15 protein-coding genes and 3 pseudogenes are annotated in these 26,041 nt (G+C 46.7%); 1 reads left to right on the forward strand and 17 read right to left on the reverse strand.

Going from position 1 to position 26,041, the window contains the following annotated elements:
• Positions 1-40 precede the first annotated feature (40 nt).
• From ACES2C_RS20860 to ACES2C_RS20930, 15 genes and pseudogenes are all read right to left on the reverse strand, one after another.
• Positions 41-1,387 (reverse strand): (Fe-S)-binding protein, encoded by a 1,347-nt coding sequence (locus ACES2C_RS20860; RefSeq protein WP_374164977.1) that lies wholly within the window; start codon positions 1,385-1,387, stop codon positions 41-43.
• Positions 1,384-2,901 carry an FAD-binding oxidoreductase gene (locus tag ACES2C_RS20865; RefSeq protein ID WP_374164978.1) on the reverse strand — a complete coding sequence of 506 codons (1,518 nt, stop codon included), beginning with the start codon at positions 2,899-2,901 and terminating at the stop codon, positions 1,384-1,386. The genes ACES2C_RS20860 and ACES2C_RS20865 overlap by 4 nt, the downstream gene beginning before the upstream one ends.
• Positions 2,879-4,362: pseudogene (locus ACES2C_RS20870) on the reverse strand (sodium:solute symporter). The gene ACES2C_RS20865 and the pseudogene ACES2C_RS20870 overlap by 23 nt, the downstream one beginning before the upstream one ends.
• 32 nt (positions 4,363-4,394) lie before the next feature.
• Complete coding sequence (murQ, locus tag ACES2C_RS20875; protein WP_374164979.1) at positions 4,395-5,210, reverse strand: N-acetylmuramic acid 6-phosphate etherase; 816 nt, start codon at positions 5,208-5,210, stop codon at positions 4,395-4,397.
• 14 nt (positions 5,211-5,224) lie between these two features.
• Positions 5,225-6,487, reverse strand: a complete 1,263-nt coding sequence (locus ACES2C_RS20880; RefSeq protein ID WP_374164980.1) for a serine hydrolase — start codon at positions 6,485-6,487, stop codon at positions 5,225-5,227.
• 250 nt (positions 6,488-6,737) lie between these two features.
• The gene (locus tag ACES2C_RS20885; RefSeq protein WP_374164981.1) at positions 6,738-9,449 is read right to left on the reverse strand and encodes a glycoside hydrolase family 3 N-terminal domain-containing protein; all 2,712 of its coding nucleotides are present in this window, start codon (positions 9,447-9,449) and stop codon (positions 6,738-6,740) included.
• Positions 9,450-9,458: 9 nt separating this feature from the next.
• The gene (locus ACES2C_RS20890) at positions 9,459-10,535 is read right to left on the reverse strand and encodes a dipeptide epimerase (protein ID WP_374164982.1); all 1,077 of its coding nucleotides are present in this window, start codon (positions 10,533-10,535) and stop codon (positions 9,459-9,461) included.
• Positions 10,536-10,599: 64 nt separating this feature from the next.
• Positions 10,600-11,826: an NlpC/P60 family protein gene (locus ACES2C_RS20895; protein WP_374164983.1), complete on the reverse strand. Its 1,227-nt coding sequence runs from the start codon at positions 11,824-11,826 to the stop codon at positions 10,600-10,602.
• 10 nt (positions 11,827-11,836) lie between these two features.
• On the reverse strand, positions 11,837-13,291 hold the full coding sequence (locus ACES2C_RS20900) for a PQQ-binding-like beta-propeller repeat protein (RefSeq protein WP_374164984.1): 1,455 nt from the start codon (positions 13,289-13,291) through the stop codon (positions 11,837-11,839).
• 47 nt (positions 13,292-13,338) lie between these two features.
• The gene (locus ACES2C_RS20905) at positions 13,339-13,701 is read right to left on the reverse strand and encodes a metallophosphoesterase (RefSeq protein WP_374164985.1); all 363 of its coding nucleotides are present in this window, start codon (positions 13,699-13,701) and stop codon (positions 13,339-13,341) included.
• Between the two features lie 134 nt (positions 13,702-13,835).
• Positions 13,836-14,477 carry a polysaccharide deacetylase family protein gene (locus tag ACES2C_RS20910; RefSeq protein WP_374167002.1) on the reverse strand — a complete coding sequence of 214 codons (642 nt, stop codon included), beginning with the start codon at positions 14,475-14,477 and terminating at the stop codon, positions 13,836-13,838.
• 106 nt (positions 14,478-14,583) lie between these two features.
• Positions 14,584-16,335, reverse strand: coding sequence for a glycoside hydrolase family 9 protein (locus ACES2C_RS20915; protein ID WP_374164986.1), 1,752 nt, complete (start codon positions 16,333-16,335; stop codon positions 14,584-14,586).
• Between the two features lie 26 nt (positions 16,336-16,361).
• Positions 16,362-17,858, reverse strand: a complete 1,497-nt coding sequence (locus tag ACES2C_RS20920; protein ID WP_374164987.1) for a glycoside hydrolase family 10 protein — start codon at positions 17,856-17,858, stop codon at positions 16,362-16,364.
• 242 nt (positions 17,859-18,100) lie between these two features.
• Positions 18,101-19,633, reverse strand: coding sequence for a RagB/SusD family nutrient uptake outer membrane protein (locus ACES2C_RS20925; protein ID WP_374164988.1), 1,533 nt, complete (start codon positions 19,631-19,633; stop codon positions 18,101-18,103).
• Positions 19,634-19,643: 10 nt separating this feature from the next.
• A pseudogene (locus tag ACES2C_RS20930) lies at positions 19,644-22,909 on the reverse strand (SusC/RagA family TonB-linked outer membrane protein).
• A gap of 605 nt (positions 22,910-23,514) precedes the next feature.
• On the opposite strand from ACES2C_RS20930, the gene ACES2C_RS20935 reads away from it, so the two are divergent.
• Positions 23,515-24,633 (forward strand): acyltransferase family protein, encoded by a 1,119-nt coding sequence (locus tag ACES2C_RS20935; RefSeq protein ID WP_374164989.1) that lies wholly within the window; start codon positions 23,515-23,517, stop codon positions 24,631-24,633.
• Here the strand turns inward: ACES2C_RS20935 and ACES2C_RS20940 are convergent.
• Both ACES2C_RS20940 and ACES2C_RS20945 read right to left on the reverse strand, forming a co-directional pair.
• Complete coding sequence (locus tag ACES2C_RS20940) at positions 24,623-25,294, reverse strand: N-acetylmuramoyl-L-alanine amidase (RefSeq protein ID WP_374164990.1); 672 nt, start codon at positions 25,292-25,294, stop codon at positions 24,623-24,625. The genes ACES2C_RS20935 and ACES2C_RS20940 overlap by 11 nt on opposite strands.
• 5 nt (positions 25,295-25,299) lie before the next feature.
• Positions 25,300-26,034: pseudogene (locus ACES2C_RS20945) on the reverse strand (serine hydrolase); the annotation flags it as partial.
• Between the last annotated feature and the right edge of the window lie 7 nt (positions 26,035-26,041).

Genomic DNA, 26,041 nt, shown 5'->3' on the forward strand with positions numbered 1-26,041 from the left:
TATAACTTATAACTTATAACTTATAACTTATGACTTAGATCTACAGGCATTCGTCAAGCAGATAAACGATCGACTCATAATTACGGCCGACCGCATCGGACATGTTCATCTCGCAAGTCTTAGCCGAAGAGTAATAGCCATCGTATTCCTTCTGCCTTACCTCGTCCGCTTCGGGCTGGGTGGCCGACTTCGTAAGTTCAGGGAACCAGAATCCGCGGTCGCCTGCCATACCGCAACAACCGGCATGTAAGGGAACGTCTACCTTATCTGCAAGCTGGCTTGCAATAGCTATAAATTTCGTTTCCAGACCCATCTTCTGTAAGGAGCAGACAGGGTGCAACACAATCTCTTTCTTTCTCGACTTAATACTGGCCCTGGGAAGGACGTAATCAAGAATAAAATCGATGCTGTCGAGTATCTTCAGGTGGTCGAACTTTTCCTTATTTTGTTCCGTAAGGACCGACCGGCAGTGATGCAGCGTAAAAGTACAGGAAGTAATGTCAAGAACGACGGGAAAAGAGCCCTCCTCTGTCCACTTCCATAACTTCTCTATCGTCTCGTTAGCCGTCAGAGTAAAGGCTTTATTGAAGCCTTTTGACGAGAAAAGCTGCCCGCAGCAGGCGGACTGAATGTCGTCCGGAATTACAAAGCCAATACCTGTCTTTTCGGCGACATGCAGAAAGGTATCGATCGTATTCGGTTTCCCATCTGCTGAAGCTCCCATATTCCGGGTGATGCACGTCGGAAAATAGACAGCAAGGGTCTTATGCCCTGTGTTCCTTGACCGGCTAATGCTCCCGGACAGTCCGACGGAAGCATGCATCTGATTGCTCCATAAAGGCACCGGAAGAACAGGCTTCAGTCCCTTTGTTAGTTTATGAAGAGCGGAGGATCCGAAGATCCTGTTAACCATATTCCCTGCAGCAACCCCAGCCCTCACAACTGCGGATACTGTACCGAAGTTCTTCGCAACAGACAAGGCTACACCATTTGCGAATTCACTATGATTCTCCCTGCGCAGGCGTTTTACAAGCGTACCTGTATTAATATCAACAGGGCAGGCAGTAGCACAGAGGCCGTCTACCGCACAGGTATCCAGCCCGTCATACTGATACTGATCGAGCAGTTCCTTATATTGTTTCTTGTTGCCGTCCCTGCTGAGCTTAAGAAGCTCACGACGGACTACAATTCTTCTTCGCGGTGTGAGCGTAATATTCCGGCTCGGACATTTATACTCGCAGAAACCACACTCCATGCACTTGTCTACCTCTTCCTCTACTCTCGGCAGTTCCTTCAGGTTGCGAACGTGAGCTCTCTTGTCGTCATTGATAATGACACCCGGGTTCAGAAGATTATCAGGATCAATCACTTCCTTTAGTGATTTCATGATGCTGTAGATCTCCTCCCCCATTCGGTCTCCACAAAAGGAGCCATGTTACGACCTGTTCCGTGCTCTGCTTTTAAAGCACCGTCATACTTTTTAACGACCAGGTCTACCACGTCGTTCAAAAAGCGCTCATACCGGTCTACCTCTGATGCTTCATCGAAGCTCTGCGTTACTACGAAATGTATATTCCCATCCTTGGCATGGCCAAAGATGATGGCCTTATCATAGCCGTGTTTCTTAAACAGGTGCTGCAGATCAAGAATAGCATCACCAAGCTGGCCGACAGGGAAGGCAATATCTTCAAGGATCACCGTTGATCCACTTGCTCTTACAGCGCCTACTGCCGGAAACATGCCCTTTCGTATTTTCCAGAGAAAGGCTTGCTCAAGGGGATCTGAGGTGAATGACGGCGCATAGAGCAATGATAAGTCAGGCGAAAGCGACAAGAATCGCTCAGTCTTTACATCCAGTTCCTGCTGGTTATTACCCTGATACTCTACCAGGAGTGCAGCGGCACTCCCGGGCAACACCTTCAGAACATCAGGAACTCCCTTAATATCCTCCACAGACCTAAGGGACGCCCGGTCCATGAGCTCCACCGCTTCTGCTCCTGAAGCAGTAAGCGGCACAATAGCGCTGCACGCAGCATAAATATCAGGAAAGTACAGCAGTCCCGTCGACTTTACAGGGTAGTCGGGGATGGTCTGCATCACCGCTTCCGAGATAAAACCAAGTGTTCCTTCCGCGCCAATCAGGAGATGTGCAAGAATGTCAAGAGGATGATGATGGTCAATAAACGAATTAACGGAGTATCCGACGGTATTTTTGGTTTTATATTTGGCCCTGATCCGCGCTACGAGAGCAGGACTGTTCATCACCTTATCCCTGAGTTGTGCAATTCGGTGGAATACTGCCGGGCATTCTGATTCAAATCTTTTATAGTCAGCCTCATTTTCTGTACTGAATGTCAGTCCACCTGGCAGGATGAAGCGGATAAAGCGTGTAGTGTGATAAGAATTACGGGCAACGCCGCAACACATTCCACTGGCGTTATTTGAAAGGATCCCTCCCATCATAGCCGAGTTGATACTGGCGGGGTCGGGTCCTATCTTCCTGAAATATTTTTTAAGGCGGGCATTCACCACTGCTCCGATCACTCCGGGCTGTACCCTCACAACCTCACCCTCCTGCTCAATCTGCAAGCCTTTCCAGTACCTGCTCAATTCTACCAGAATGCCGTCGCTGACAGACTGCCCAGAGAGACTGGTTCCCGCAGCCCGGAAGGTCATCGGGATCTTGTACTTTCTGGAAAACTGAAAAAGCCTTTGAACCTCATCCTCTGATACGGGCTGAACCACGGCCCTTGGTCGCAAGTGATAAAAGCCAGCATCCGAGGCGTACGATACCAAATCAATGAGACGGGTTTTTATGCGATCCTCAGGGAGGATAGATTGAAGTAGCTTTCCGATGTCCATGTTATATAGTACTGCTTCAGTTCTTCCCGGCTGGTTCATCCATGGCGCCTCTGCTCGTAACGAGGAGAAGGAGGTATGTGATCAGTCCGTTGATGATGATCAGCTCGAATCCGATGGAGTATCCTATCCAGTTCACTGAATTCTTATCTATAATAAACGATAAAAGGGGCGAAAGAATACAAATAAAAGGGACGAAATGATCAGTAGCCTTCCGCTTCGATATCATCCCGAATCCGAAGAGCCCAACGAGAGGGCCATAGGTATAACCTGCCGCTTTAAAAATGGCATTTACCACAGAATCGTCGTTGATGATCCGGAACACCAGAATTACCAGCAGCATGATCACAGAGAACGCCACGTGAACCAGATGACGCTGCCGTACCAGAGACGGCGAATTCTGATCCTCTTTCTTATTGAATCCAAGAAAATCCACACAGAAAGAGGTGGTGAGTGCTGTCAGCGCCGAGTCTGTAGTGGCAAACGTAGCAGCGGTTAAGCCGAGCATAAATACAATTGCCGGCACAATATTCAAGTGATTAAGAGCTATCTCAGGAAACAAATGATCGGGAGTGTTTAAAGATGCAACGTCGATGTGATTGGAAGCCGCATAGAGGTAAAGCAGTGCACCGACACTCAGAAAAAAAGATTGATCACTACGAATACGCTGGTAAAAGTGAGCATGTTCTTCTGGGCCTCTCCGATATTCTTACAGCTTAGGTTCTTCTGCATCAGATCCTGATCCAGGCCAGTCATCGCTACTGTCACAAAAATTCCTCCAAGGAACTGCTTAATAAAGTGATTCTTATTTCCCAGAAAATCTTCCCAGAAGAAGATCTTAGAATAGGAACTCGCCTTTACTGTTTCGAACGTCTGAACAAGGTTAAGATTAAGACTCCTGGATATGAACCAGATGGACAAGATAACCGAAGAAAGAAGGAAAACTGTCTGCAGCGTATCGGTGATAATAATCGTTTTAAGGCCTCCTTTGAAAGTGTACATCCAGATCAGGATCAGGCAGATGGTTACTGTAGCAACAAATGGCACGTTCCAGGCATCGAAGATGAATCGCTGAAGAACGATTGCCACGAGATAAAGCCGGAATGCAGAACCAATTGTACGTGAGATGAGAAAGATCATAGCCCCGGACTTGTAACTCCAGAAGCCCAGCCGGCTCTCCAGATAGGTATAGATGGAGATGAGATGCATCCGGTAATACAGCGGCAGGAGCACAGTGGCGATCAGAAGAAAGCCCACTGCATTACCGAGTACAAACTGAAAATACCCGAAGCTGCTGTGAATAACGGCACCAGGAACCGAAATAAATGTTACACCCGATAGCGCTGTCCCTATCATGCCGAAGGCCACGAAGTACCATTTCGAGTTCCTGTTGGCGATAAAAAAAGTCGAATTATCTGCAGAGTTCCTGGAAGTAAAATAGGATATAACGACCAGCAGGCCGAAATAACCAACCAGAAACAATAAAAGTACAATAGGAGGCATTTTTTAAGTTTTAAATATGAACATATAAGAAGCTATCTGGAAGTTGCCGTAATTGCTTCAATAGCTTTTCTTACGTTACCATACTTTTCCAGCAGGTCTGAGGCCGTTTGTTCATCAGCGCCGGTTTCCTTCATGATGATCTTCACACCACGACTGTAAAGCTTGTTATTGGTCAGCTGCATGTCCACCATTTTATTTCCTTTCACTCTGCCGAGCTGGATCATGACAGATGTCGTAAGCATATTGAGTACCAGCTTCTGAGCAGTCCCCGACTTCATTCTGGTCGATCCTGACAAAAACTCCGGACCTACAACTACCTCCACCGGGTAACGCGCTTCCTGCGCGACAGGACTACCTGAATTGCAAACGATACAACCGGTTATCACCCCCATCTCGTTCGCCTTCTTTAGCCCGCCGATGACATAAGGGGTAGTACCCGAGGCTGCAATGCCGACAAGCACGTCGCCATCATTGATTCCGTACTCCTGCAGGTCAAGCCATGCCTGATTTACATCATCTTCGGCAAACTCTACTGCTTTTCGTATAGCAGAGTCCCCGCCCGCTATAATGCCGATGACCCAATCGAACGGAACTCCGAAGGTTGGCGGACACTCGGAAGCATCGAGTATCCCGAGCCTTCCACTCGTTCCCGCGCCAATATAAAATAAGCGCCCGCCATCCCGCATTTTCTCGGCTGTGATGGCGGCAAGTGCTTCTATTTGCGGAATTGCTTTTTCAACCGCTAGTGGAACTGATTTATCTTCCTTATTAATATTGACTAATACTTCCCTCAGGGACATCTTCTCAAGATCGTTGTAATTCGAATCTTTCTCTGTTACTATTTCCATTCTAATAATTTATGCTATTTCACTTGATTGGGCGCAGATTTTTCATGGCTGGCGAGGCAGGACAAGTCAGGTTTATATTTTCTTTCCCGTTTTAATTCATTCTGATAAAGGATCTCCCCAAGCTCTTTAAAAAAAGGATATCCAATGGTTTCATAATCGTATTTATCGTCGTTCAGAACGCCGTCGCTATTTACATAGATAGTGGCTGAGATTAAAAACTCGCACCTGTTTTCTGTATCTGCAATATAAGCGTTATCGGTCAAAAATCCGTACGACCAGCCCGCTTTGCTATAGACGTTCAGGTACGAAGGTATGTTACTTTTGGTAGCGCGGAACCAGAAAAACTTGGCATAGCTATCAAAGAACTCGGTTGTATCATACCTCGGAACAAGACTCTCGCCGGGCAGCATTCGCATGTATCGATATAGAAACTCATAATCATCACGGGTCAGATTAAATCTTTTCCTCTTCGCTACCGATTCCGGGAACATCACTGAGCGAAGTATGGACTGTTGATCCTCAAGAGGAAAGTTATTATGTCGCGTAAAGTCCATGGGTTCATTGACCAGCTTCTCACTGCGGTCATAATATGCTTTCCCAAGTAAGATCCGCTTGCTGAAGTCAAAGCGTATCTTACTGACAGCTTCTGTCTGGCGGTAGACAACGTTCCCATCTTTTACAAAACTAACAGGGTTAGTATGCCGGTTCTCCTCCTCGTTCATGGGGACAAAGCGCCGAGTAATACGGACGTCGCGATATCCTTTCTTCCATAACCTTTCATTTAATTCCTGCTGACCGTTAAACTCGTAAAGTCTATTATAGGCATCGTTGTCACTTACGAGGAATATCTTCTTTATGTAGTGGGCAACAGAGGGAAGTCCGTTCTCCGAGGTGCTATCCCTCAAAACACTCGTCTGACCGCCAAAGGCACTGTCAGTCAGCATTGGAGTAAACTTGTTCAGGCCGTTCACCTTTAGCTCATTCAGTTTCTCCAGGGCAGCCAACGCCGTTGGCAGCTTCACTGTAGACGCCGGATTAAAATACAAAGCCCGGTCGAGATTGAGGGCAAAGGACCTGAAGTGCGGCTGATTATGCCGGTCCCTGTCTATCTGGGTAAAAAGGATCTGGTAGCGATAAGTATCAGGGTTATCGAGAATATTCTTTAAAGCGGGACTGCCCTTTGCATACAGCAGCTCCTTCAACCACGTGTCATTTCTCTGAGCAGATACGGACAGGCTTAGCATACCAAAAAGAATGAACAGACCCGGTAACCTCATCACTTTTTATTCACTATCGACTTATAGATAATCTCCTGAATCTTCGGACGAACGCTCAGCTTGCCCAGGTTGTTGTTATCGCCATCCGGACAAACCCTGTTTGAGAGGAATATGTAAAGCAGGTTGTACTTAGGATCGGCCCAAACGCAGATGCCGGTAAAACCAGTATGCCCGAAGGTTAAGGGAGAAACACTTGCAGAGGGATAGGGCTCCTTACTTGTGGCATTATCCTTCTCGGGCTTATCGAAGCCTAATCCTCTCCTGCTGATCTTACTGCTGTAGGCAGTAAAAAGATCAATCGTTTCTTTTTGAAGATGCGGACGCCATTGAGCTCACCACCATTCAGCAGCATCTGATAGAGCTGAGCGAGGTCGTAAGCATTACTGAAGAGTCCGGCATGACCTGCGACACCACCAAACATGGCCGCTCCGGGGTCATGAACGTCGCCTCTGATCTGCTGCAGGCGGAAGTATTTCTCATTCTCTGTGGGAACCACAAGGCTAAGCGGCACATGCTCGCGCGGCTTAAAACCTGTGCTGCTCATATGCAAGGGCTTATAAAAGCTGAGTCGGGCATAGTCATGGAGCGACATTCCGCTAATCTGCTCTACTACCTTGCCCAGGAAGATAAAGTCGTTGTCGCTATAAACGTACTTGTCGGCAGGCCCCAGCTTGCTCTGAAGGATCCTTTTGTACAGGGTATCAGTCCAGTCCTTACGCATGTACATATTTTCTGCAACCCTTACCGGATAGGCGTCACTCGGTGCAGACTGGTAAAAACCAGGCTTCGGCTTTCCGCTTGCGTCGATTGTTTCACGGTAAAAAGGAATAAAAGATACAAGCCCCGCCTGATGAAGCAGGACGTCCCTCAGTTTCAAGCCAGCTTTATCTGAACCTGCCACCCAGGGAAGGTAATCACCAAGGGTCTTGTCGAGGTCCAGCTTCCCTTCTTCATAAAGCTTCATCACGCTCATGGTAGTCGCGGATATCTTGGTAACCGAGGCAAGATCATAAATCGACTCCAGAGTAACCGGCTCCTTTGCATCGTAGTTCATATGACCGTACGCGCGGTTAAAAGCCACCTTTCCATCTTTTGCAACAAGCACCACACAGCCGGGGGTAGCCTGTTTGGCAATTGCATCCAGGGCCACACTATCTATTTGATTAAGGACTTTTTCGTTGAGCCCTACCACCGAAGGTTGTACTACGGGGAAGTAAGCATTGCGAATAATACCGCTGCCGTAGTGAAAGGCCGGAGATACCGTAACCGGCAGTTTCCCCCTTGCACTTAACTTGCCGGCAAGCCAGTCGAAGACAACCTCGTGCATGAGCGTGTCATCCTCATAACAGGCCAGCAAGTTGGATGCATCGGTGATATTGCTGATGGCGTAAGGGTTTCCAAACACACAGGTCACCACGTTAGTCCTGCGGCTCAGTTCCCTTAGAAGCGACAATGAAGCAGAACTAATCCCGAAATTGGAGCCCGGATATTTTTTATAGTGATGCAGGCCGGTGATTACGACATCATACTGCTGACCAATTTTCTTTAATAAACTATCAGCCTGCTCATTGCCTGCCGTATTGCCAAAAAAGTAGGTGTCGGCATTCCACTCATTCCTCAAAAGACCGCTCAGGTGATTCGCCGAGTCAATACCAATCCCAACATAGGCTACTTTTCTTCCTCTGGTGAGAGGAAACAGACCCGGATTCTCATTTCTCAAGAGCGTCAGGGCGTTTTCGTACACCTCCTTCTTGATACCGGCGGATTGCGCATTCAGGTCCTTCAAAAGGGAGGTCGTATCAATTGTGGCGACTGAGGCCAGCCCCAGGTTATGCTTCGCAAGCAACACACGGTATACTTTCTCGTCGATATCTTTCCAGCTGAGTCTGTTCTTCCGGACAGCTCTCCTGACCTTTTTAATACTTCCTTTCACGTCGCCGGGCAGGCAAAGCATATCATTCCCGGCAATCAAGGATTGTACCGCGGCCTCTCCCTGTGGGTAAAACTTCGCCACTCCTTTCATCTCCAGGGCATCTGTAAAAGTAAGACCTTTAAAGCCTATCTGGTTACGCAACAGCCAGCTTACATTCCTGGGAGATAAAGAGGTGGCGCGATTGTGTGTACTGTCAATAGAGGGAATATAGAGGTGCGCCACCATCACACTTCCCACGCCTTCATTAACCAGTTGACGGAAGGGATATAGTTCAAGCGAATCAAGCTGGGCAATCGACTTGTTAATAACAGGTAAATCGAGATGCGAATCTACCGAGACGTCCCCGTGTCCTGGAAAGTGCTTTGCGCAAGCCATTATGCCGCCGTCCTGCATACCTCTCATAATCTGCGTTCCCAGGGCAGCTACCTTATATTTGTCTTCCCCAAAAGAACGAAAATTGATAACAGGATTAGCAGGATTATTATTCACATCTACCACAGGAGCATAATCAACCTGAATTCCGATGCGTTTGCATTGCTCTGCTATTGCCCGTCCCACCTTATAGGCGATTTCTGCATTTTGTACCGCTCCTATGGTCAGCTGATCCGGAAAAGGGACCACACCTGCAAAACGCATACCTACCCCGGTTTCTCCATCAACACATACCAGGAGAGGTGTACGAGCCTTGCTTTGCAGCCGGTTTAATACCTCCGCCTGCTGGTAGGGTGTTCCCTGAAAAAGGCAGACCGAGCCTACATTGTACTTCTTTAAGTATTTTGCAACCTGTTCTTCATAAAAAGCTACGCCGCTGCCTTTTCGTTCAGACAGGCGGATCACCATCAGCTGCGCAATCTTTTGCTTCCTCGATAGTTTGTTGAGCACACTGTCCGCCCATCGCTTAGATGAGGGAGTACTTTCAAGGAACCGCTGAGCAAGAGCAGCTTCGGAAAGGCCTGCCAAGAGTAAAGCTGCTACAATCGGCCCTAAAAGTGAGCTAAGGGCATTCCTACTGATAAGAAAATGTCTCATTGCAAGCTCCTATATTTTGACTACCCCGATACCTGGGCCTGAACTCAATATCACTTTGCCATCTACCACAGCGGTTCCCTTATACACGTCATTACTGATCAGAAGTGCCCCGTCCAGGTCCGCCCAGTCAGTCATAGGCGCTAGCTGAGCAGCTGCCGATATAGCGCAGGAGGTCTCGGTCATACAACCGATCATTACCTTCATATCAAGAGCCCTGGCCAGTGTCAGCATTTCGTGCGCTTCTCTCATGCCCGTGCATTTCATCAGCTTGATATTAATGCCGCTGTATACCTTATGTGCTTTTAATACGTCGCCAAGACGTTGCACAGCCTCGTCGCCAATTGTGGGAATGGGACTCCTCTCGGTTACCCAGGCCATATCGTCAAGCTGCTCCTTCGGCATAGGCTGTTCGAGGAATACCACCCCCTTCTCCTTAAGCCAGTGTGCCATGTCGAGCGCAAATTGCCTGTCCTTCCAGCCCTGATTGACATCGACACAAAGCGGTTTATCCGTTACTTCCCTGATGGTCTCAATCATCTGTTTATCGGTATCCCTGCCCAGCTTAACTTTCAGGATCTTGTAAGGCTCAGCCTCTTTTACTTTCTGACGGACCACCTCAGGAGTGTCTATTCCAATCGTAAAGGAAGTTACAGGAGTCTTTGAGGCATCATATCCCCATATGCGGTACCAGGGCTGCTTCATCATCTTCCCTACCAGGTCATGCAATGCAATGTCGACCGACGCCTTCGCTGCTTTATTTCCCTCTTCAAGAGCATCAACGTAATTCAGGATATTCTCCATTTGGAAAGGGTCGTCAAATCGCGACAGATCAACCCTAGAAAGAAACTTCAGGACCGACTCATGTGATTCTCCCAGGTAAGGGGGCATCGACGCCTCTCCGTATCCGGTTATGCCGTTATACTCAAGCTCGGTCAAAACCACAGGAGTAGTGGTACGGGAACTACTGGCAAGGTTAAACGCATGTTTTAAGTTAAGAGTGTAAGGTCTGTACCGCAGTTTAAGGGGGCCTTTACCAGCAAGATGCTCGCCTGCTGTAGCGACAATACTGTTTGTTCCGAGTACCATAGATGCTCCTGTAATTAAGCCTGTTTTTTTGATAAAATCTCTTCTGCCTGACATTGTAATTGCTTCAGTTTTTGTTGATAGAATATAAGGGATGGCTTTCTATCCTTCTAATGCCCGGCGAACCAACTGCTGTAAGTACCCGACGAGCTCGTAACAGTGTTTTCGTCTGGTGCTTATCAAAATTTGCAGCTGAGTTGACAAGGCTATTAATCCGCACCATACCGGCCGACTGAATAAATTCTCCGTTCCCTAAATAAATCGCCGTATGGATCACTCTTTCCTTCTGCTCCCCCTGGGCTTTCCTGCCAAAGAATAGCAGATCCCCCATTTTTAGATTTCTGAGACACTTGGCAATACTCACCGAATCGTTCTCGTGAATATCGACATCTTCCCCGTTCAGAGCCTGCTGAGAGGCATCACGTGCCAGAATAATTCCATTCAGAAAAAAGCTGGTCTTGGTAAAGCCGCTGCAGTCTACTCCTTTAACAGATGTACCGCCCCAAAGATAGGGCACGCCTAACAAAGTTTTTGCGGTAGTTATTATTTGTTCAGGAGAGGGCTGGGCGCGTGAAAGCCATTTCCCGTAGTCCTGAGTCAGTCTGGCTTGAACATAGCCCGTCCGGTTGTCCGGAAATAAGACCCTTAAGTACGTCTTTCCTTTTTCCAGGACCTGCAGAATGTTTCCCGCTACCAGGTCGGAGACTCGTTCTGCTTTATCCGAAGGGGCGCTATACGCATGCCCGTAATCAGCAATAAAGACGATCTTTTCCGCTGCTTTCCATTTCTGAAACGCGGCAGTATCCATCGTTGTCACAGCTGCTTCCTCCAGCCAGGAAATGTACCCGTCGGGCGTTCTGGCCAGATAATAGCCCTCATCCCTCTTCAGTACTTCCAGCGGAGTACCCAGCAGGGTTTGAGACACCAGCTCTGAAGGATGGGTCGGGCGGAGCCGGTTATTCGCTACCGAAAGGTTGGCTATTCCATAAACCTTTCCGCTTAGCCCGGCGGCAGGAAGAAGCGATTCTTTTATTTCAAGGGCTGGCATCTCCTTTACCAAAAGGGACTTAAAGTACGAGAGAGCTTCCTTCTCTGTTGTTTCAATAGTAACCTTTGTAGAATCGTCAGCATCCACTGTAACGTTAAAAATGGCAACTCTTTTGTCGGGAGCAAAACGTGACTGTGTTTGAGCAGCCAATGCACTGATCCTGCCTTGAATGCCGCTATCCTGCTCAGAGGAAAAGAGAGGCAGACAGCCTAGAAAAACAAGAACAAATTGACTCAGACCTTTCATTTTCTTCACGCTATTCCTTTGTGTATTTCAGACAAGTGAGCTTTCCATCCATCGTACTCAGCACAACCGTATTATCTCTGACAGGCATCACAGGATTCAACAGTGCATTAGAACTCTTGTGTTTCCAGACAACCCGTCCCGTCTTTCTTTCAACGGCTACAGCCAGCCCTGAATGAGAAGGCACATATACGAGGCCCTGATGCTCCACAATTGCCGAGGGATCTAATTCGTAAGGAAGCTTTAGCTGAGCCTGCCAGACAATCTTCATTGAATCAGCTTTCGTTGAGATGCCCAGAACTTCTCCATCCATCGTTTTAACATAGACCATGGACCGGTCCGCAGATAAACCCATCGACTCCCTCACTCGTTTGTCCTTCATTTGCTTCCGCCATAGAACGCTGCCTGTGTGAGCATCAAAAGCGGTCATATACCTGTCGGGAGCAACAATAAATACACGGCCGTTGGCTGCAACCGGATAACAGGCCGCAGGAGAAAACATCCGGTTTGATGACCCGTTGTTCCACTTCCAGACCAGCTTGCCACTCGAAATGTCAAGTGCGTAAAAGTCATTGGCCCAACAACCGAAGTAAACTGTATTGTTATAGATGAGAGGACGCGTGACTACAAATCCCTGTACCTGATCAAAATCCCATAACAGTTTGCCTGACTTGAGGTCAAGGCACCGGAAATGCCGATCGGAACTACCAATAAACACCTTCCCGAATTTAATAACAGGGCTTCCTAATACCGCCTTCATTGCCGCAAATTTCCACTTCTGCTCGCCAGAAGACAGGTCAAGACAATAGATGTGGTTATCGGAAGAACCAACAACAACAAGCTTGTTCTGAACCGCCGGAGTTGAATAAATCTTACCACCTGTTTTAAATACCCACTTCCGCTCTCCCGTTTCCGCGTTCAGCGCGTAAACCTCCCCCATGGTATTTGTAGCAACGACGAGCCCCTTAGAAAATGTGGTACCAGCGCCTACGTCGCTCTTGTCCTGATATTGCCAGAGCACCTTTGCATTCGGATACTGCGAATTTACCGCATAGGACGGCCTGAAGTATTTGCTGGTATCGTTCGGAAACTTATTGTCAGTGAGCTCTACCTCAAGCCACTTTTTCTGAACTTTCGCAAGAGGTCTTCTTTCCTCAAAGACAGCTTTTCCGTTGCTGATAGTGACGATATTGTAACCACCGATGCTGTCTTTCGCTCTTAGGTTCGATCGGCCCATCACTCCTGGGATTCCCTCGAAATTATAAAGATGATTGGCATGACCATGACCGCACATGAGCAACTGCACATTGTGCTTCTTAACACGGTCTATTGCCTCATACCAGTTATTTTGTGACGAATCCTGCGGATAATGATTAATGTAGATCACCGGCATTTCAGGATCTTCCATATTGGCAAGGACAGAGTCGAGCCATACCAGATTCTCGCGTGGCACTTGTCCCGGACCCATTCTCATGTTCGGCCCTGAGCTCGTTGCTACAAAGAGGTAGCCCTTTCTTACAAAGGAAAACGTTTCCCCCCGAAGACCTGCCTGAAACTATTCGCTCCGCTCTCAGACCAGTTAGAATCGTGATTCCCAGCGATAACATACCAAGGCTTATTCAAACTGTCCAGGATCTGCCTGGCCGTTTTAAGTTCCGTGTCTGACCCAAACTCTGTAATATCACCTGTCACCACAACAAACTCCAGGTCCGCATTACCATTAATGTCATGCACCGTCCTTTGCAAATCTTCAGCACCAGTACTATTGCCGATATGCGTATCCGTAACGAACGCGAACCTGAGTGACTGAGCAAACACAGCAGAAGAAAGAACAACCGTGAGCAGATAGACCAGCCCGACCTTTATTAAACTTTTCATGGTTACGAGTAAAGCTTTAAGCACAAGACGCAAGAAAACGCAAACAATTGAATTAAAAAGGAAAAATCATTCATAAAAATACACATATGGCGCTTCAAAAACAACAACAAAAGAAGAACACGCAAAAAAACGCATCAATCAACCATCCGATCCACAGTAGTAAACCAATAGCCCCTCTGCCGCAATTCAGTCAGAAGCCGGTCTAACTGATAATAAAACTTATCCTTTCTCCTCGCATCTGTACCCACATGAAAGAGCAAAAAGAAACCGTTCAAGCCCTCTATATCGGAAGACTCTCTACGCATGATACTTTCGTATATTTCTGAAGACGAGACATATCTCTTTCCCATTTCCGGATAAGTATAATCAGCGGCAGACCTCGTTCCGTGAGTCAGATTAACCAGAGTAAGCCCTTCTCTTCCGGTCCACTCTGCGATCGTCCGGTTATACCATTCAAAAGGAGGAAGAAATACCCTTGCCTTATCTTTTTCAATACCAAGCCGCGACATTGCTTTAAAGCTATTCTGCAGGTCGTTCCGAAAGCTATCCTGCGAAACAAGCAGGCTATCACGTTTCAACCAGTCACAGTAGAGCAAATGTTGGTCGGAGTGCGAACCAAGATAATTACCATCAGCTATAAGCCTGCGGATATGAGGGACTAAACGCGGCTTTCTGTAAAATCGTCCGGTAAAGAAAAAGGAGGCCTTAATATTTTGCTTCTTAAGCACTCTTCTTATCAGAGCTAGTCCGTCGCCGTATTCATCGCCGGTAAACACCAAAGCTATTTCCTTTCTGTCAGTTGCACCCCGGACAATTGCACCCGAAGCGTCCGTCGTTACTTTTTTGGGGCGGTCACCTCCCCGGATCCTGACTGCATCGCTGCTAACAAATAAACAAGAGAGGCAGTTCCGTCCATCGTGGGCTCGTTTGTACTGTAGTCGCCATGGTCATCGTGATACACAGCAAGATCTGATTGAAAATCAGCGTAGGGATCAGCACCGTGAAGGGTCCCCCCTTCAGCTGCCTGTAAATACTGCCATACACCGGGCCATCAACCAGCCCTCCGTCAATCGGATAGCGATACAAGTGAGTAAAGGAAGAATGAGGATCAACCGGAACATCACCATCTGCCGGCAAACCATACACCATGCTGGTTCCCCAGGGATTACAGCCAAAGAGCCAGTCGAAATTAGCCTGCTCAAGCTCCTTATATCGCTGATCGTCCGTTAGCCTCTGGTACAAGCCGCATTGAATTGCAAACGAGGTAGTAAGATTATTCGAGCACCAGATAAAGGGGACGCCCCTGTAAAAAACGTTTCTAGAAGCCACTTTCCACACTTTCTCAATGCCTTCCCGATAAAAGCGCTGCAGCTTCTTCTTGCTTTTATCGTCCGCATTGAGTGCCAGCGTGTAGTGACCAAAATTATGGAAAGGGTACCATTGGTAATGTCGTGCCGTGTCGGCTCCCATCCATGGAGTCACCTTTTCCTGTCCCGAATACTGATACGCCTGCTCAAAGTAGCGACGCTGGCCCGTCGAGCGAAAAAGCGAAGCCGCTGCCAGTTCCATATCGTCCACCCAGTTATCCTCTTCGTAGAAATAAGGAGCCCGATTAGGTGCAGTCTGACAAACACCAGGTTTCTTCAGCCCGAGCTCATAAGCAGCCACGGCCTTCTTCTGAAGAATAGAGGCAAAAGACGGGTCAGTAGCTTCCAAAAGCTGCGAAGCAAGAGCGAAAGCAGATGCAAATTTACCAGCAGTTGAAGCGACACCGGTCGAACGGTTTTTATACTTTCCGAGCCCCTGCGGCGCTCCCGTCGCAAAATACACAGGCCTGCCTTTTCCTGCCCCCCAGCCATAGTCCACTGAATCCTGACTGGGAAGACGCATACCACTATGATCACGATCATCAGCAAGCTGATTGAACATCCATTCATCCCGCGGATTCATCTTCAGCAACCACTGTATTCCCCATTTGGCCTCATCCATGATGTCTGCCACTCCATTAGCGCCATCAAGACCGTCTGCTTTATGCATGTCAGCAAAAGCAGATGGAAAGTCGCGATAAGCCGCAAGGAGATGATAGGTGGCATTTGCAGAAGTCGTGACGTACTGCAGGTAATCGGTAGCATCATGCCAGCCTCCGGAAACATCGAGCCTGGTACCATCAGGCATAGGACCGTAGACCGTATACCCGTCGTTTGTGTGACAAGAATCCTTGAGATAGGGATTAAAGCCGCTGCGCTGCTGCCGCATATAACGCAGACAAAAATCCGCTGCTCCTTTATAGACATTGCCGTCTATTTTAAATACCGGCGACTTAGTCTGGCCTGCTCGCAGATAGAACTTTCCAGATTTCCTGAACTGTGTAAAATCAAGACGGCACGACTGAGAAAACGGACCATAAGCCCCATACGCCTTACCCGCCTTGCCCTCAAACAGAACTTTCTCTGTAGCGGCATCAAGCAACTGAAAACTGGCAACAGGCTCTTTTGACTTGCTCGCCCAAACTGCAACTTTTACACCATGAGGAAGGTAGCCTAGCTGATTAATACGAATCCAGCTGCTTTCCGCAGCCCTTCCAACTTGCAAACAAAGCAACAAAACAAGAATCGCAATAAGTTCTTTTTTCATCTGTCTGTATGGTTATAATTGGCTTCCTACTTGATCTTTACCTTCACCTGATTAGACGGCAAACTTTCATTCTTGAGACGATCAAGAGCAGTTACGCAGTAGATGTACTTGCCCTTTAGGCCGGACCGGTCAACAAAAGAAACATTGTCCGCACCGAACTGGATACGAACTATCTTCCTGGCGTCTGTAATATCCTGTCCTTCCCCCTTTAAAAACCTGTAAACAACATACCCATAGGCGGTCTCCCCGTCCCGTACGGCAATAGGCCGTTGCCAGGAAAGCTTTACACCATCAGCAGTACGAACCGCAGAGAGGTTTAAAGGTGAAAGAGGAGGGATAGCGTCAAGCCAGATCATTTGAGGCAAAAGCGCGGGATATTTATAAAGACTACTCCTAAGGGAATCCTGAAATCCCGCAAGGTTGTTGGTCAGCGACTTGGAACTAAAATAAACGCTCCCCTGCACCCGCTCATTCTGCCGCAAATACCGGATCTGATTGGGCAACTGCTGCTTGTCCCGCCAGCCTTCCTTGTTCTCTGTCGAGCGGTAAACGCCGTGGCCTATATAGACGTGCCTGCCAAATGAATTGTTACTCCACCAGTCCACCAGCTTTTCGTAGGCTGCCGGAGCATAGCCAAAAGGAAAGTACACCTGCGGTACGTTGTAGTCCACCCAGCCCTCCTTCATCCATTTTCTCGCATCGGCATAAAGTGCGCTATACCCTGAAAGTCCGTTTGTTTCCGAACCTTCAGGATCATCCTTTTTGTTACGCCAGATACCAAAGGGACTAATACCAAACTTAATATATCGTTTCTTATGATGAATACTATCAGAAACCGTCTTTATCAGAAGATCGACATTATTCCTTCGCCAATCCTCTATGGACGAAAACGACCCGCCATACTGCACGAATGCAGAAGAATCAGGAATTTGCGTTCCCTTTTCGGGGTACGGGTAAAAATAATCATCAAAATGAACCCCATCTATATCGTAGTTTCGCACCACATCCATAATAACCTGCACGATATAGTCGCGCACCTCTGGCAGCCCCGGATTAAAATACTTCTTAGGTCCGTAGGTAAAAAACCACTCAGGCCTGAGCCTGCTAATGTGCTGCGCGCTGGTATTTGAATCAATTGTATCGGTAGTAGCCCGGTAGGGATTAAACCAGGCGTGAAGCTCCATACCTCGTTTATGAGCCTCCGTTACCGCAAACTCCAGGGGGTCGTAAGTTGGCAGAGGCCCAACTCCCTGCTTCCCCGAAAGGAACCTCGTCCAGGGCTCTCGGCTTTTCAGATAGAGCGCGTCGGCTGAGGGACGCACCTGAAGGATGACAGCATTGATCCCTGTCTTTTGATGCTCATCGAGGATCCTCATCAGTTCAGCCCTTTGCTGGTCTGACGAAGCCCCTCTTTTAGCCGGCCAGTCGATGTTCTCAACGGTGGCAATCCAAACAGCACGAAACTCACGCTTGGGTGGTAGAGGCTGAGCAAAGGAACAGCGAAAACCTATGGCAGCCAGCATTATATTTACTAGAAAAAATTTAAGGCTCATAATAAAATCAAAGAAGCCCCTCTTGTAAGAGGGGCTATACATTTATTGATTCTCCCACCCGGGATTCTGCTTTAGTTCGACCCCTTGATCTTTATATAATTTTATTTGATCCAGAGGCAACGGATTTAGATATACTTTTTCATTATCAAACAATCTTTGTGTTTCTGGCTTAGGAGCTGGAATAATGTAGCCCTCCGTCGTTCCATCAATTGTTACTGTGGCTTTTGGGTAGTCAGATTTTCTGATCCAAGCCCCCTATTAATATCGGCATTCGATTTTGTGTCAAGGTATTGATACTTTCTCCATCGTTTTAAATCATCGTTCCTGAAGCCCTCCATCATCAGCTCAACCCTTCTCTCCCTGCGTATTTCCCAAATCAATGAAGGAACGCTCGAATCCCTCTTGGGATCATCATAAACCACCCCATTCACAGCCGGGCTATTGCCTACAACTTGAAGAGCAGGCATAGCTATTCCATTCCTGGCTCGCAAAATATTGATTGACTTGTCTAAGTCGCTTTGAGTTATCGCCCCAAGCTCTGCACAAGCCTCGGCGTAGTTTAGCAGAACTTCGCCATAGCGAATAATCGGGGCATCTGTCGTGTTAGTATTTGAGTTTCCATCAGGCAAGTCTTTAATGGCATCATTGTAGAATTTCACAACGGCATATCCCGAGGTCGAATAATTAGAAGCCACCCCGGGGAGACGAAGAGCAGTTGCAAAAGTCTCTTTAATCCTGGAATCACGATTAGCCAAGACGTCACTGATCGTTTTGTCTCCTTTATAAGTAGACGAGATGGAAATAGGCAAGCCATCAGCACACAAATAAGATTCAACAGCGTTCTTTGAGGCTCCAGTCTGAGCTTCCTTATTCACGTAGCTATGCAAGCTGTGCGTACTTTGCGCAGTGGCATATTGCCGATACATAATTATTTCTGGATTACCCGCTAAGTCCAACGAGTTGAACAAAGACCGGTAACTTGCACTCAGTGAATAGCCCCCACTTTTCATTACTTCGGCTGCAGCCCACTTTGCGGCTTCAAGATACTCTGTTGCCTTTGTAGCATCGAGCCCCCAATACTTTACACGGGTCCCGTGATAAAGAAAAACTCTTGACATAAAGGCAAGGACAGTGTATTTGTTTACAATTTGCGCCTTAGGCCCTAGTGTATTATCTGACGCTCGAACGTTCTCTGCAGCATACCTAAAGTCAGCTAGAACACTGTCTAGGATTAGAACCTGGGGGTCTCTTGGCCGATAAAGGTCAGGGGCGTTTTCCTCCAGAGGCATGTTATACCAAGGAACATCCCCAAAATTCTTAACAAGATCATTGTACTCAAGAGCACGAAAAAACCGAGCAACGCCTTTCCAATGCCTTTTCGCTTCGTCACTCATTGGAACCCTATTGATTCTGTCAATAAATAGATTTGCCTTCCGAACCCAGGTAAAACTCCAGCTGCCTCCAGAACTAGGCACATTCTTGGGAAAAGCCGTCGGAGTAGTCGGTGCAAAATCGTCATTTAGCGTCTCACCCGAAAAATATTTACCCCAAGTAAAACCAGATCCATAGCCAGTAAAATACGAGGTGTAAAAACCCCATGCAAAGGTGCTCACCTCTTTCTCTGTCTTCCAATAAATATCATCCGAAAACTGATCCAAAGGTTCTTTTTCTAAAAATTTATCTGTACAACCATTGTACATGATCAACAATCCTAAAAACAATATAAAGTGAGATATCTTTTTCATAAGAGAAAGCCTAAAGAGTTAATTGTACACCAAAAGAAAGAGTCTTCCGGTAAGGATATACACGGCCAAAAGAAGCTAAATCGGTCTGATCTGCAGTGTAATCGATTTCAGGATCAATTGGCACTCCAACATCAGATATGGTAAAGAGATTTTCCCCGCTAAGATAAAAACGCAATTTTTCAATTTTTACTTTTCGCGTCAAACCGATCGGAAGAGTATAGCCTACTGTTATATTCTTAGCACGCAGGTAAGCCATATTTAGCAAGTACTTAGACTGAGTTAAAAAATTGAGAGAATTATTACTCTGCCCTTGATTCGTTGGACGAGGATAATATGCATTTGGATTGTCAGGTGTCCAATAATTCATCTGGTACTCAAAAGACGCCTCCGCGGGATTCCACCCTGGAACAAATAAGGGCCCAGACGCCCAGAAATCTCTCTTTCCTACTCCTTGAAAAAAGGCGTCAAAATCCAACCCTTTCCACCCGCCTCCGATTCTAAATCCATATTGATACCGCGGTGTCGTGTTTCCTATTACTCTAAGGTCGCCATGATCGTCCACGGTATTGGCGCCGTTATTTATCACACCATTACCGTCCAAATCCTTAAACTTAACGTCTCCCGGACCGTAGAAAAAAGAAGCAGTCTCGTACTTAGCCTGAGAAGCAATGCCTTCTTTCATAATCCACTTGTTACTCGCATCCTTTCCTGTAAAATCTTCTGCACTAAAGAACCGGTCTGTTTCGAAACCCCATATTTCCCCGAGAGTCTTCCCTTCATAATTCCCGGTTACGATTTGAGTGGTGTTTGCGAACTTCGTTATACGATCTTGGAAGTCAGACAAAGAAGCAGTTAAATTCAATCTCAATCCATTATTAAACTCATGAGCATAGTCAACTGCTAACTCCCAGCCCTTAGTTTCCATTTCACCGTAGTTTCTTCTCGGCGAAGTCGCTCCAAAAGACGAAGGTAGAGTAACCCCAGCACTCAACATGTTCGTGGTAGCCCGACGGTACCAGTCAAACGTTACACCTAACGAACTGTTGAAGAACCGAGTATCCAATCCAATATCAGTAGTAGTGACCGTTTCCCATGTAAGAGTTCTCGAAACGACAGTAGGTGTATTAATAGTAACCTGGTTGGTATTTCCTATCCACCAGCCAGAAGTGGTAGTAGACATAGTCGGAACAAATGCGTATGAGCCAACATCTTGATTTCCGACGGACCCGTAAGAACCCCTTATCTTCAAAAACGACAAGACGGGCTTAATTGACTTCATAAATGGCTCTTCCGATATTATATAGCCGGCCGACATAGAGGGAAAAATCCCCATAGTTCTGTTTTTGGAAACCGGGATGAACCGTCAAACCGTCCGTTCAATTCCAGTAAATACTTATTCTTATAAGCGTAGTTGATCCTACCAAAAAAACCTAGGGTTGACCAATGCGTATTGGCACCAGTAACATTCTGCTCGCCGATTGCACCAGCCAAAGCTCCGATGCCTGGATCAAGTAAAGTATTACGCTTCGAACTTTGATAATTATACCGGTAGTATTCTATGTCACCACCCAAGATACCCTTGAAAGAATGGGCTCCGGCGTCTTTAGTATATGTTGCAAATAGTTTGCCGGTGTTTACATCGACCCAACCTGAACTGACGAAGGTATAGTCATAAGAAGCGGACTGGTAATTTGTCGACGGCGCGGCAGGCCAACCTGACCAGAAGTCCCAACCATGCGTTCCTCCCCCCACACTATTGTAATGCCTGTTATTGGATGAATAGGTATAGTCACCGTCAATGGAAAGCCCTTTTACAGGCTTTAAAGTTGTTCCTATTTGAAGGCGCGCATACCCTTCAGTCCCCTTTGCCATATTTGCTTGCTGAACTTCTGTGACCGCACTTCTGAAAGGCTCGCCCTCGTATGTCCCATATGGATAGAACTTTGGCCACCTGTATAAATAATACCAGGGACCATAAGTAGCACCACTAAAGGTGAATGGCGTTGATAACTTCGTATTCGTGTAAAACACTTTCGCCCGCACATCGACCATGCTACTTACAGAAGTATTAATACTAGTTGAAATATTGTATCGATTAAACTGATCAGAATTAACCTTCAGAACTCCATCCTGATTTAAATACCCTAACCCAATATTATAGCTTGTCTTCTCGCTGCCTCCGGAAACCGTCACGTTATGATTTTGTTGAGGAGTCCAATCTCTCATATACATCTTCCCAGCGTCCCAAGGACGATAGAAAAAAAGCTTTCCTCCACGTACTTCAAAATCGCGCCCCATCTCCATCTCATCTCCAAGATCCTGATTGCCATAAAGCTTCTCCCACTCGCGCATTTTTCTGATGGCCGTTGTGTCGATATACATTCCGACTACTCCTGGTTGAGATACATTGGGATTAGCTCTTTGGAGGGCTGACAGTGCAAATTCCGCCCCTTCAGCCGCATTAGCAATTTTAGGGGTAGAAATAGGACTTGACCAAGACAAATTATTAGTATACGCGATCCTATTCGGAGCCCCTTTTTTTCCTGATTTAGAAGTGATAAGAATAACTCCCCAAGCCGCCCTCGTGCCGTAGATACTAGTAGAAGCAGCATCTTTTAAAACGGAAATACTTTCAATATCGTCGGGGTTAACCAGCTGTAAACTCTCGATTTCCACATTATCCAAAAGAATCAACGGTTGAGCCCCACTCCCATTCAACGAACCTCTTAATCCGCGGAGCCTTATCGTCGGGTTTTTTCCTAGCTCTCCGCTGGGTGTAGTAATCGTAAGGCCAGGAACAACACCCTGTAGCCCTCTTCCGACATCGGTTATCGGCCTGGCCTGAAGGACCTTTGTATCAACTGAAGATACTGCACCCGTTAAGTTCGCCTTTTTCTGAGTTCCATATCCCACAGCAACGACAACTTCGTTAAGCGATTTAGACTCTGAGACTAACCTTACTGAGATACTTGAAACACCTCCAGTCATTTTCTCCTGAGATACAAATCCGACAAAAGAAAAAACAAGAGTTTGTCCGTCAGATACCGGTATAGAATACCCGCCGTCCCCTCCGGTACTGGTTCCCAGAGAGGTACCCTTGATCTTGACGGATACGCCAGGCAAAGGAGCACCGTCATCTGCAGACGTTACCTTTCCTGTTACAGTCTTCTGCTGCGCATGCGTATGAACAGCAATAAAGACTAAACTCAAAATGAGCGTAAGTAACCTTTTTTTCATACTTGATCTTTTTATTGTTTTGAGATTAATTTCGATCATTAAATACACGTTAATTCGGACTAATTTCGAAAGACGCACAATCGCGCAAAGTTAGACATGCGATTTCCATACAGCTTTATGAAAACTAAAATATACATTTTTTGCATATTATTGCCATATTGTAAATTATTTAGACAAAAAACGCAATAAATGCGCCCAAAGAAGCATTTAGAAACAGGAAAAAAGCACAACAACCTACAAAAAGCAGCCCAACACAAGAAATTTACAAAAAAGACACCGAGAAACCACTTATCACTGAAACATTACCCACAAAAAAACGCAACAATCAGAAACCGGGCTTTCTTACGTAAACACTACTTCTACTTTCAAGCGACGACTGCCTGGCCGCTTCGTGACAGAAACCACCTGATTAAACAGAGCCTAAATAAATCTTAAGTGTATTAAGAATAATTGGTTATTATCAATAGCATAAAGTTAAATATTCTAAATTTGAATTTGCAAATAACTGCGCAACTTTTTTGATACTTGCAAAGTCACGCAACAGCAATTGAAGTAAAAATCTTACAGAAGGGCGCTGTTGAGGTTTTTTGCTTTTGAAAAACTTTCCCTACATTTATAAAAACCAGCAAGAAAAAGCAAATCAAATGACCACCTCAAACCGTCTTCTCTCTCTCGACGCATTCCGCGGTCTTACGGTCGCCGCAATGATCCTCGTGAATAATCCCGGCAGCTGGGCGCATATTTACCCGCCTCTTGAACACGCGGAATGGAACGGCTGCACTCCTACGGATCTCGTCTTTCCATTCTTCCTGTTCATAGTAGGGGTAGCGATCGCGTTTGCCTACGGAAACAAGAAAGAGAACGAGGCAGAGCACGCGCAGTTAATCATTCGGGCGTTTAAAAGAGGACTCATTCTTTTCTTCCTTGGCTTTTTTCTCGCTCTTTTTCCTGCATTCGATTTTAGCACTGTCCGCATTTTAGGTGTACTTCAGCGTATCGGAATCGTCTTTTTCCTTTGCGCTCTCCTTTTTATCAAGACAAGTTCAAAGACGCAGCTCTGGGTATTTGCATTCATCCTTCTGCTCTACTGGGCACTGATGACTCTTGTTCCGGTGCCGGGCGTGGGCGCCCCCAACCTCGCAAAAGAAACAAACCTGGCTGCGTGGGTCGACCGGCTTATTATTACCGAAGCGCACGTCTGGAAATCCGCAAAAACGTGGGATCCTGAGGGTCTGCTCAGCACCCTGCCTGCAATTGGCACCGGAATACTTGGAATGCTCGCAGGAACCTGGATAAAAAGGAAAGACAAAAACGAAAGTGAAAAAACAGCATGGCTCTTCTTCGCAGGCTTCTCAATAAGCATACTCGGCCAGATTTGGGGACTCGCCTTCCCCATTAATAAGTCTCTGTGGACTAGCTCATATGTTTTATACGCCGGAGGACTGGCTATGTTGGTATTCGCCAGCCTTTACTGGATAATCGACATCCAGGGGCATAAAAAATGGACAAAGCCGTTTGTTGCATATGGGGTAAATGCCATTACAGTGTTTTTCATGTCGGCGATTATTGTCAAAATAATGAGCAGGATAAAACTTGATCTGCAAGGTGAGGAAGTCGGATTACAAACGTGGCTTTACAAAACGCTTTTTACTCCATGGCTCTCAGATCTCAATGCTTCACTCGCATGGGCACTTGCCTTTGTCCTTTTCTGGCTACTCATTCTATGGCCGATGTACAAGAGAAACATCATCATCAAGGTCTAGAGTCTGGTGCCGCCTTTAGGTTCAGGTCGCTCAAGCGCTCTCTGATTTTTTTCATGAACGACTCGCCCGGGTCAGTCTTGATAGTAAGATAGGAGTCATCGGCCTCCCGCCAGAGCGAATGCCCTCTGAACTTTTGGTACTCGTAATGTCCGATCAAATACTCGATCGGATATTTCCCTGCCAAGTACCGTACTATTCTTTCATTTGCAAGCAACTGCGCATCGGTGAGAGGCATCTTGTCACTTCCAATATTTTCAACCCCTATTGCGCAATAGTTCAATCCAATCACATGCCGTGCAAACATGGTCTCAGGCATCAACTGATAGACGGTCCCGTCGCGATCGACGAGGTACTGAGAAGAAACATTTAATTGACTGGCCGACGAAATGGCCTTGCGGGAGGCCGGCAATGCAGAACGATTAAAAGTGTTAAAAGTGGCTTCCACTGAGGGAATAGCCGTCCAATGCAACACTATTACCCTTGGAATAATAGTAGGGTCTGATTGTTCTAAGCCGTGTCGGGTCTTTAAATATTGAATGGACAACTGCTTCCTTTCCTCATCAAACAGGATAGTTTTTTGGACCGCACCTGGCAGCTGCGCGCAAACGGTTATACGCAAAAACAGTAGAAACCCGACGGACAAGACATTCTTAGAACACATTTTCTTTATTTTCTTAAAACAGAACGATCAATATAGTTTCCCAGTTTAGAGGCGTTTTCTATCCTCCAGAAATACTGATAGAGGATCTTCGATACACGCTCCAGCACCAGGTCCTCTTCCCCTGGCACCCTGTAGGTCTGCATTGCAGAGACCGCGTACGGTCGGCCAGGCAAATAGATGATAGCCCACTCTGTAGAAACGCCCGGCAATACCCCGGTCTTGAATGCCATAGAGACGTTTACTGGAATACCGGCAGCCAGGCGACTATTTTCCCGGCTGTTTTTCTTTAGAACGTTTATCACGTCAAGAGCTGTTTCCTCATCACTAAATTTCCCATTATATAAAAGCGCCAGAATTCGGACGGCTTCAAGCGGACTTGACGTATTCTCGCTACCCCTCGCCGCTGCCGCTAAATCCATCATCGGCCTTTGAATGCGAGTGGCAACCATGCCCAGGTCGGACAAAGTTTTGTTGATACGCTGCATCCCTACCAGATCTATAAGATTATTAGTTGCCACGTTATCGCTAAGGGTGATCATCAGGACAGCCAGATTGCCAATAGGCAAAGAAGCAGGATAATCAAAGTCTTTTAAGATCCCTGTACCTCCTACCAACTCTTTGCTCTTAATCTCCCTCCGATCAGACAGCTGGAACTTTCCCTCCTTTGCCTGCTTATAAACCTCCATGAGAACGGGTATCTTGATCGCACTCCCCTGAGGAAAAACACTGCTTTCGTTGAAAAAAAAC

The sequence above is a fragment of the Arcticibacter sp. MXS-1 genome (assembly GCF_041902385.1).
Lineage (GTDB): Bacteria > Bacteroidota > Bacteroidia > Sphingobacteriales > Sphingobacteriaceae > Arcticibacter.

Bases quoted from the DNA above. Each gene is read 5' to 3' on its own strand.
- ACES2C_RS20860 (WP_374164977.1), bottom strand. From the start codon at position 1,387: ATGAAATCACTAAAGGAAGTGATTGATCCTGATAATCTTCTGAACCCG.
- ACES2C_RS20865 (WP_374164978.1), bottom strand. From the start codon at position 2,901: ATGAACCAGCCGGGAAGAACTGAAGCAGTACTATATAACATGGACATC.
- murQ (WP_374164979.1), bottom strand. From the start codon at position 5,210: ATGGAAATAGTAACAGAGAAAGATTCGAATTACAACGATCTTGAGAAG.
- ACES2C_RS20880 (WP_374164980.1), bottom strand. From the start codon at position 6,487: ATGAGGTTACCGGGTCTGTTCATTCTTTTTGGTATGCTAAGCCTGTCC.
- ACES2C_RS20885 (WP_374164981.1), bottom strand. From the start codon at position 9,449: ATGAGACATTTTCTTATCAGTAGGAATGCCCTTAGCTCACTTTTAGGG.
- ACES2C_RS20890 (WP_374164982.1), bottom strand. From the start codon at position 10,535: ATGGTACTCGGAACAAACAGTATTGTCGCTACAGCAGGCGAGCATCTT.
- ACES2C_RS20895 (WP_374164983.1), bottom strand. From the start codon at position 11,826: ATGAAAGGTCTGAGTCAATTTGTTCTTGTTTTTCTAGGCTGTCTGCCT.
- ACES2C_RS20900 (WP_374164984.1), bottom strand. From the start codon at position 13,291: ATGGGTCCGGGACAAGTGCCACGCGAGAATCTGGTATGGCTCGACTCT.
- ACES2C_RS20905 (WP_374164985.1), bottom strand. From the start codon at position 13,701: ATGAAAAGTTTAATAAAGGTCGGGCTGGTCTATCTGCTCACGGTTGTT.
- ACES2C_RS20915 (WP_374164986.1), bottom strand. From the start codon at position 16,335: ATGAAAAAAGAACTTATTGCGATTCTTGTTTTGTTGCTTTGTTTGCAA.
- ACES2C_RS20920 (WP_374164987.1), bottom strand. From the start codon at position 17,858: ATGCTGGCTGCCATAGGTTTTCGCTGTTCCTTTGCTCAGCCTCTACCA.
- ACES2C_RS20925 (WP_374164988.1), bottom strand. From the start codon at position 19,633: ATGAAAAAGATATCTCACTTTATATTGTTTTTAGGATTGTTGATCATG.
- ACES2C_RS20935 (WP_374164989.1), top strand. From the start codon at position 23,515: ATGACCACCTCAAACCGTCTTCTCTCTCTCGACGCATTCCGCGGTCTT.
- ACES2C_RS20940 (WP_374164990.1), bottom strand. From the start codon at position 25,294: ATGTGTTCTAAGAATGTCTTGTCCGTCGGGTTTCTACTGTTTTTGCGT.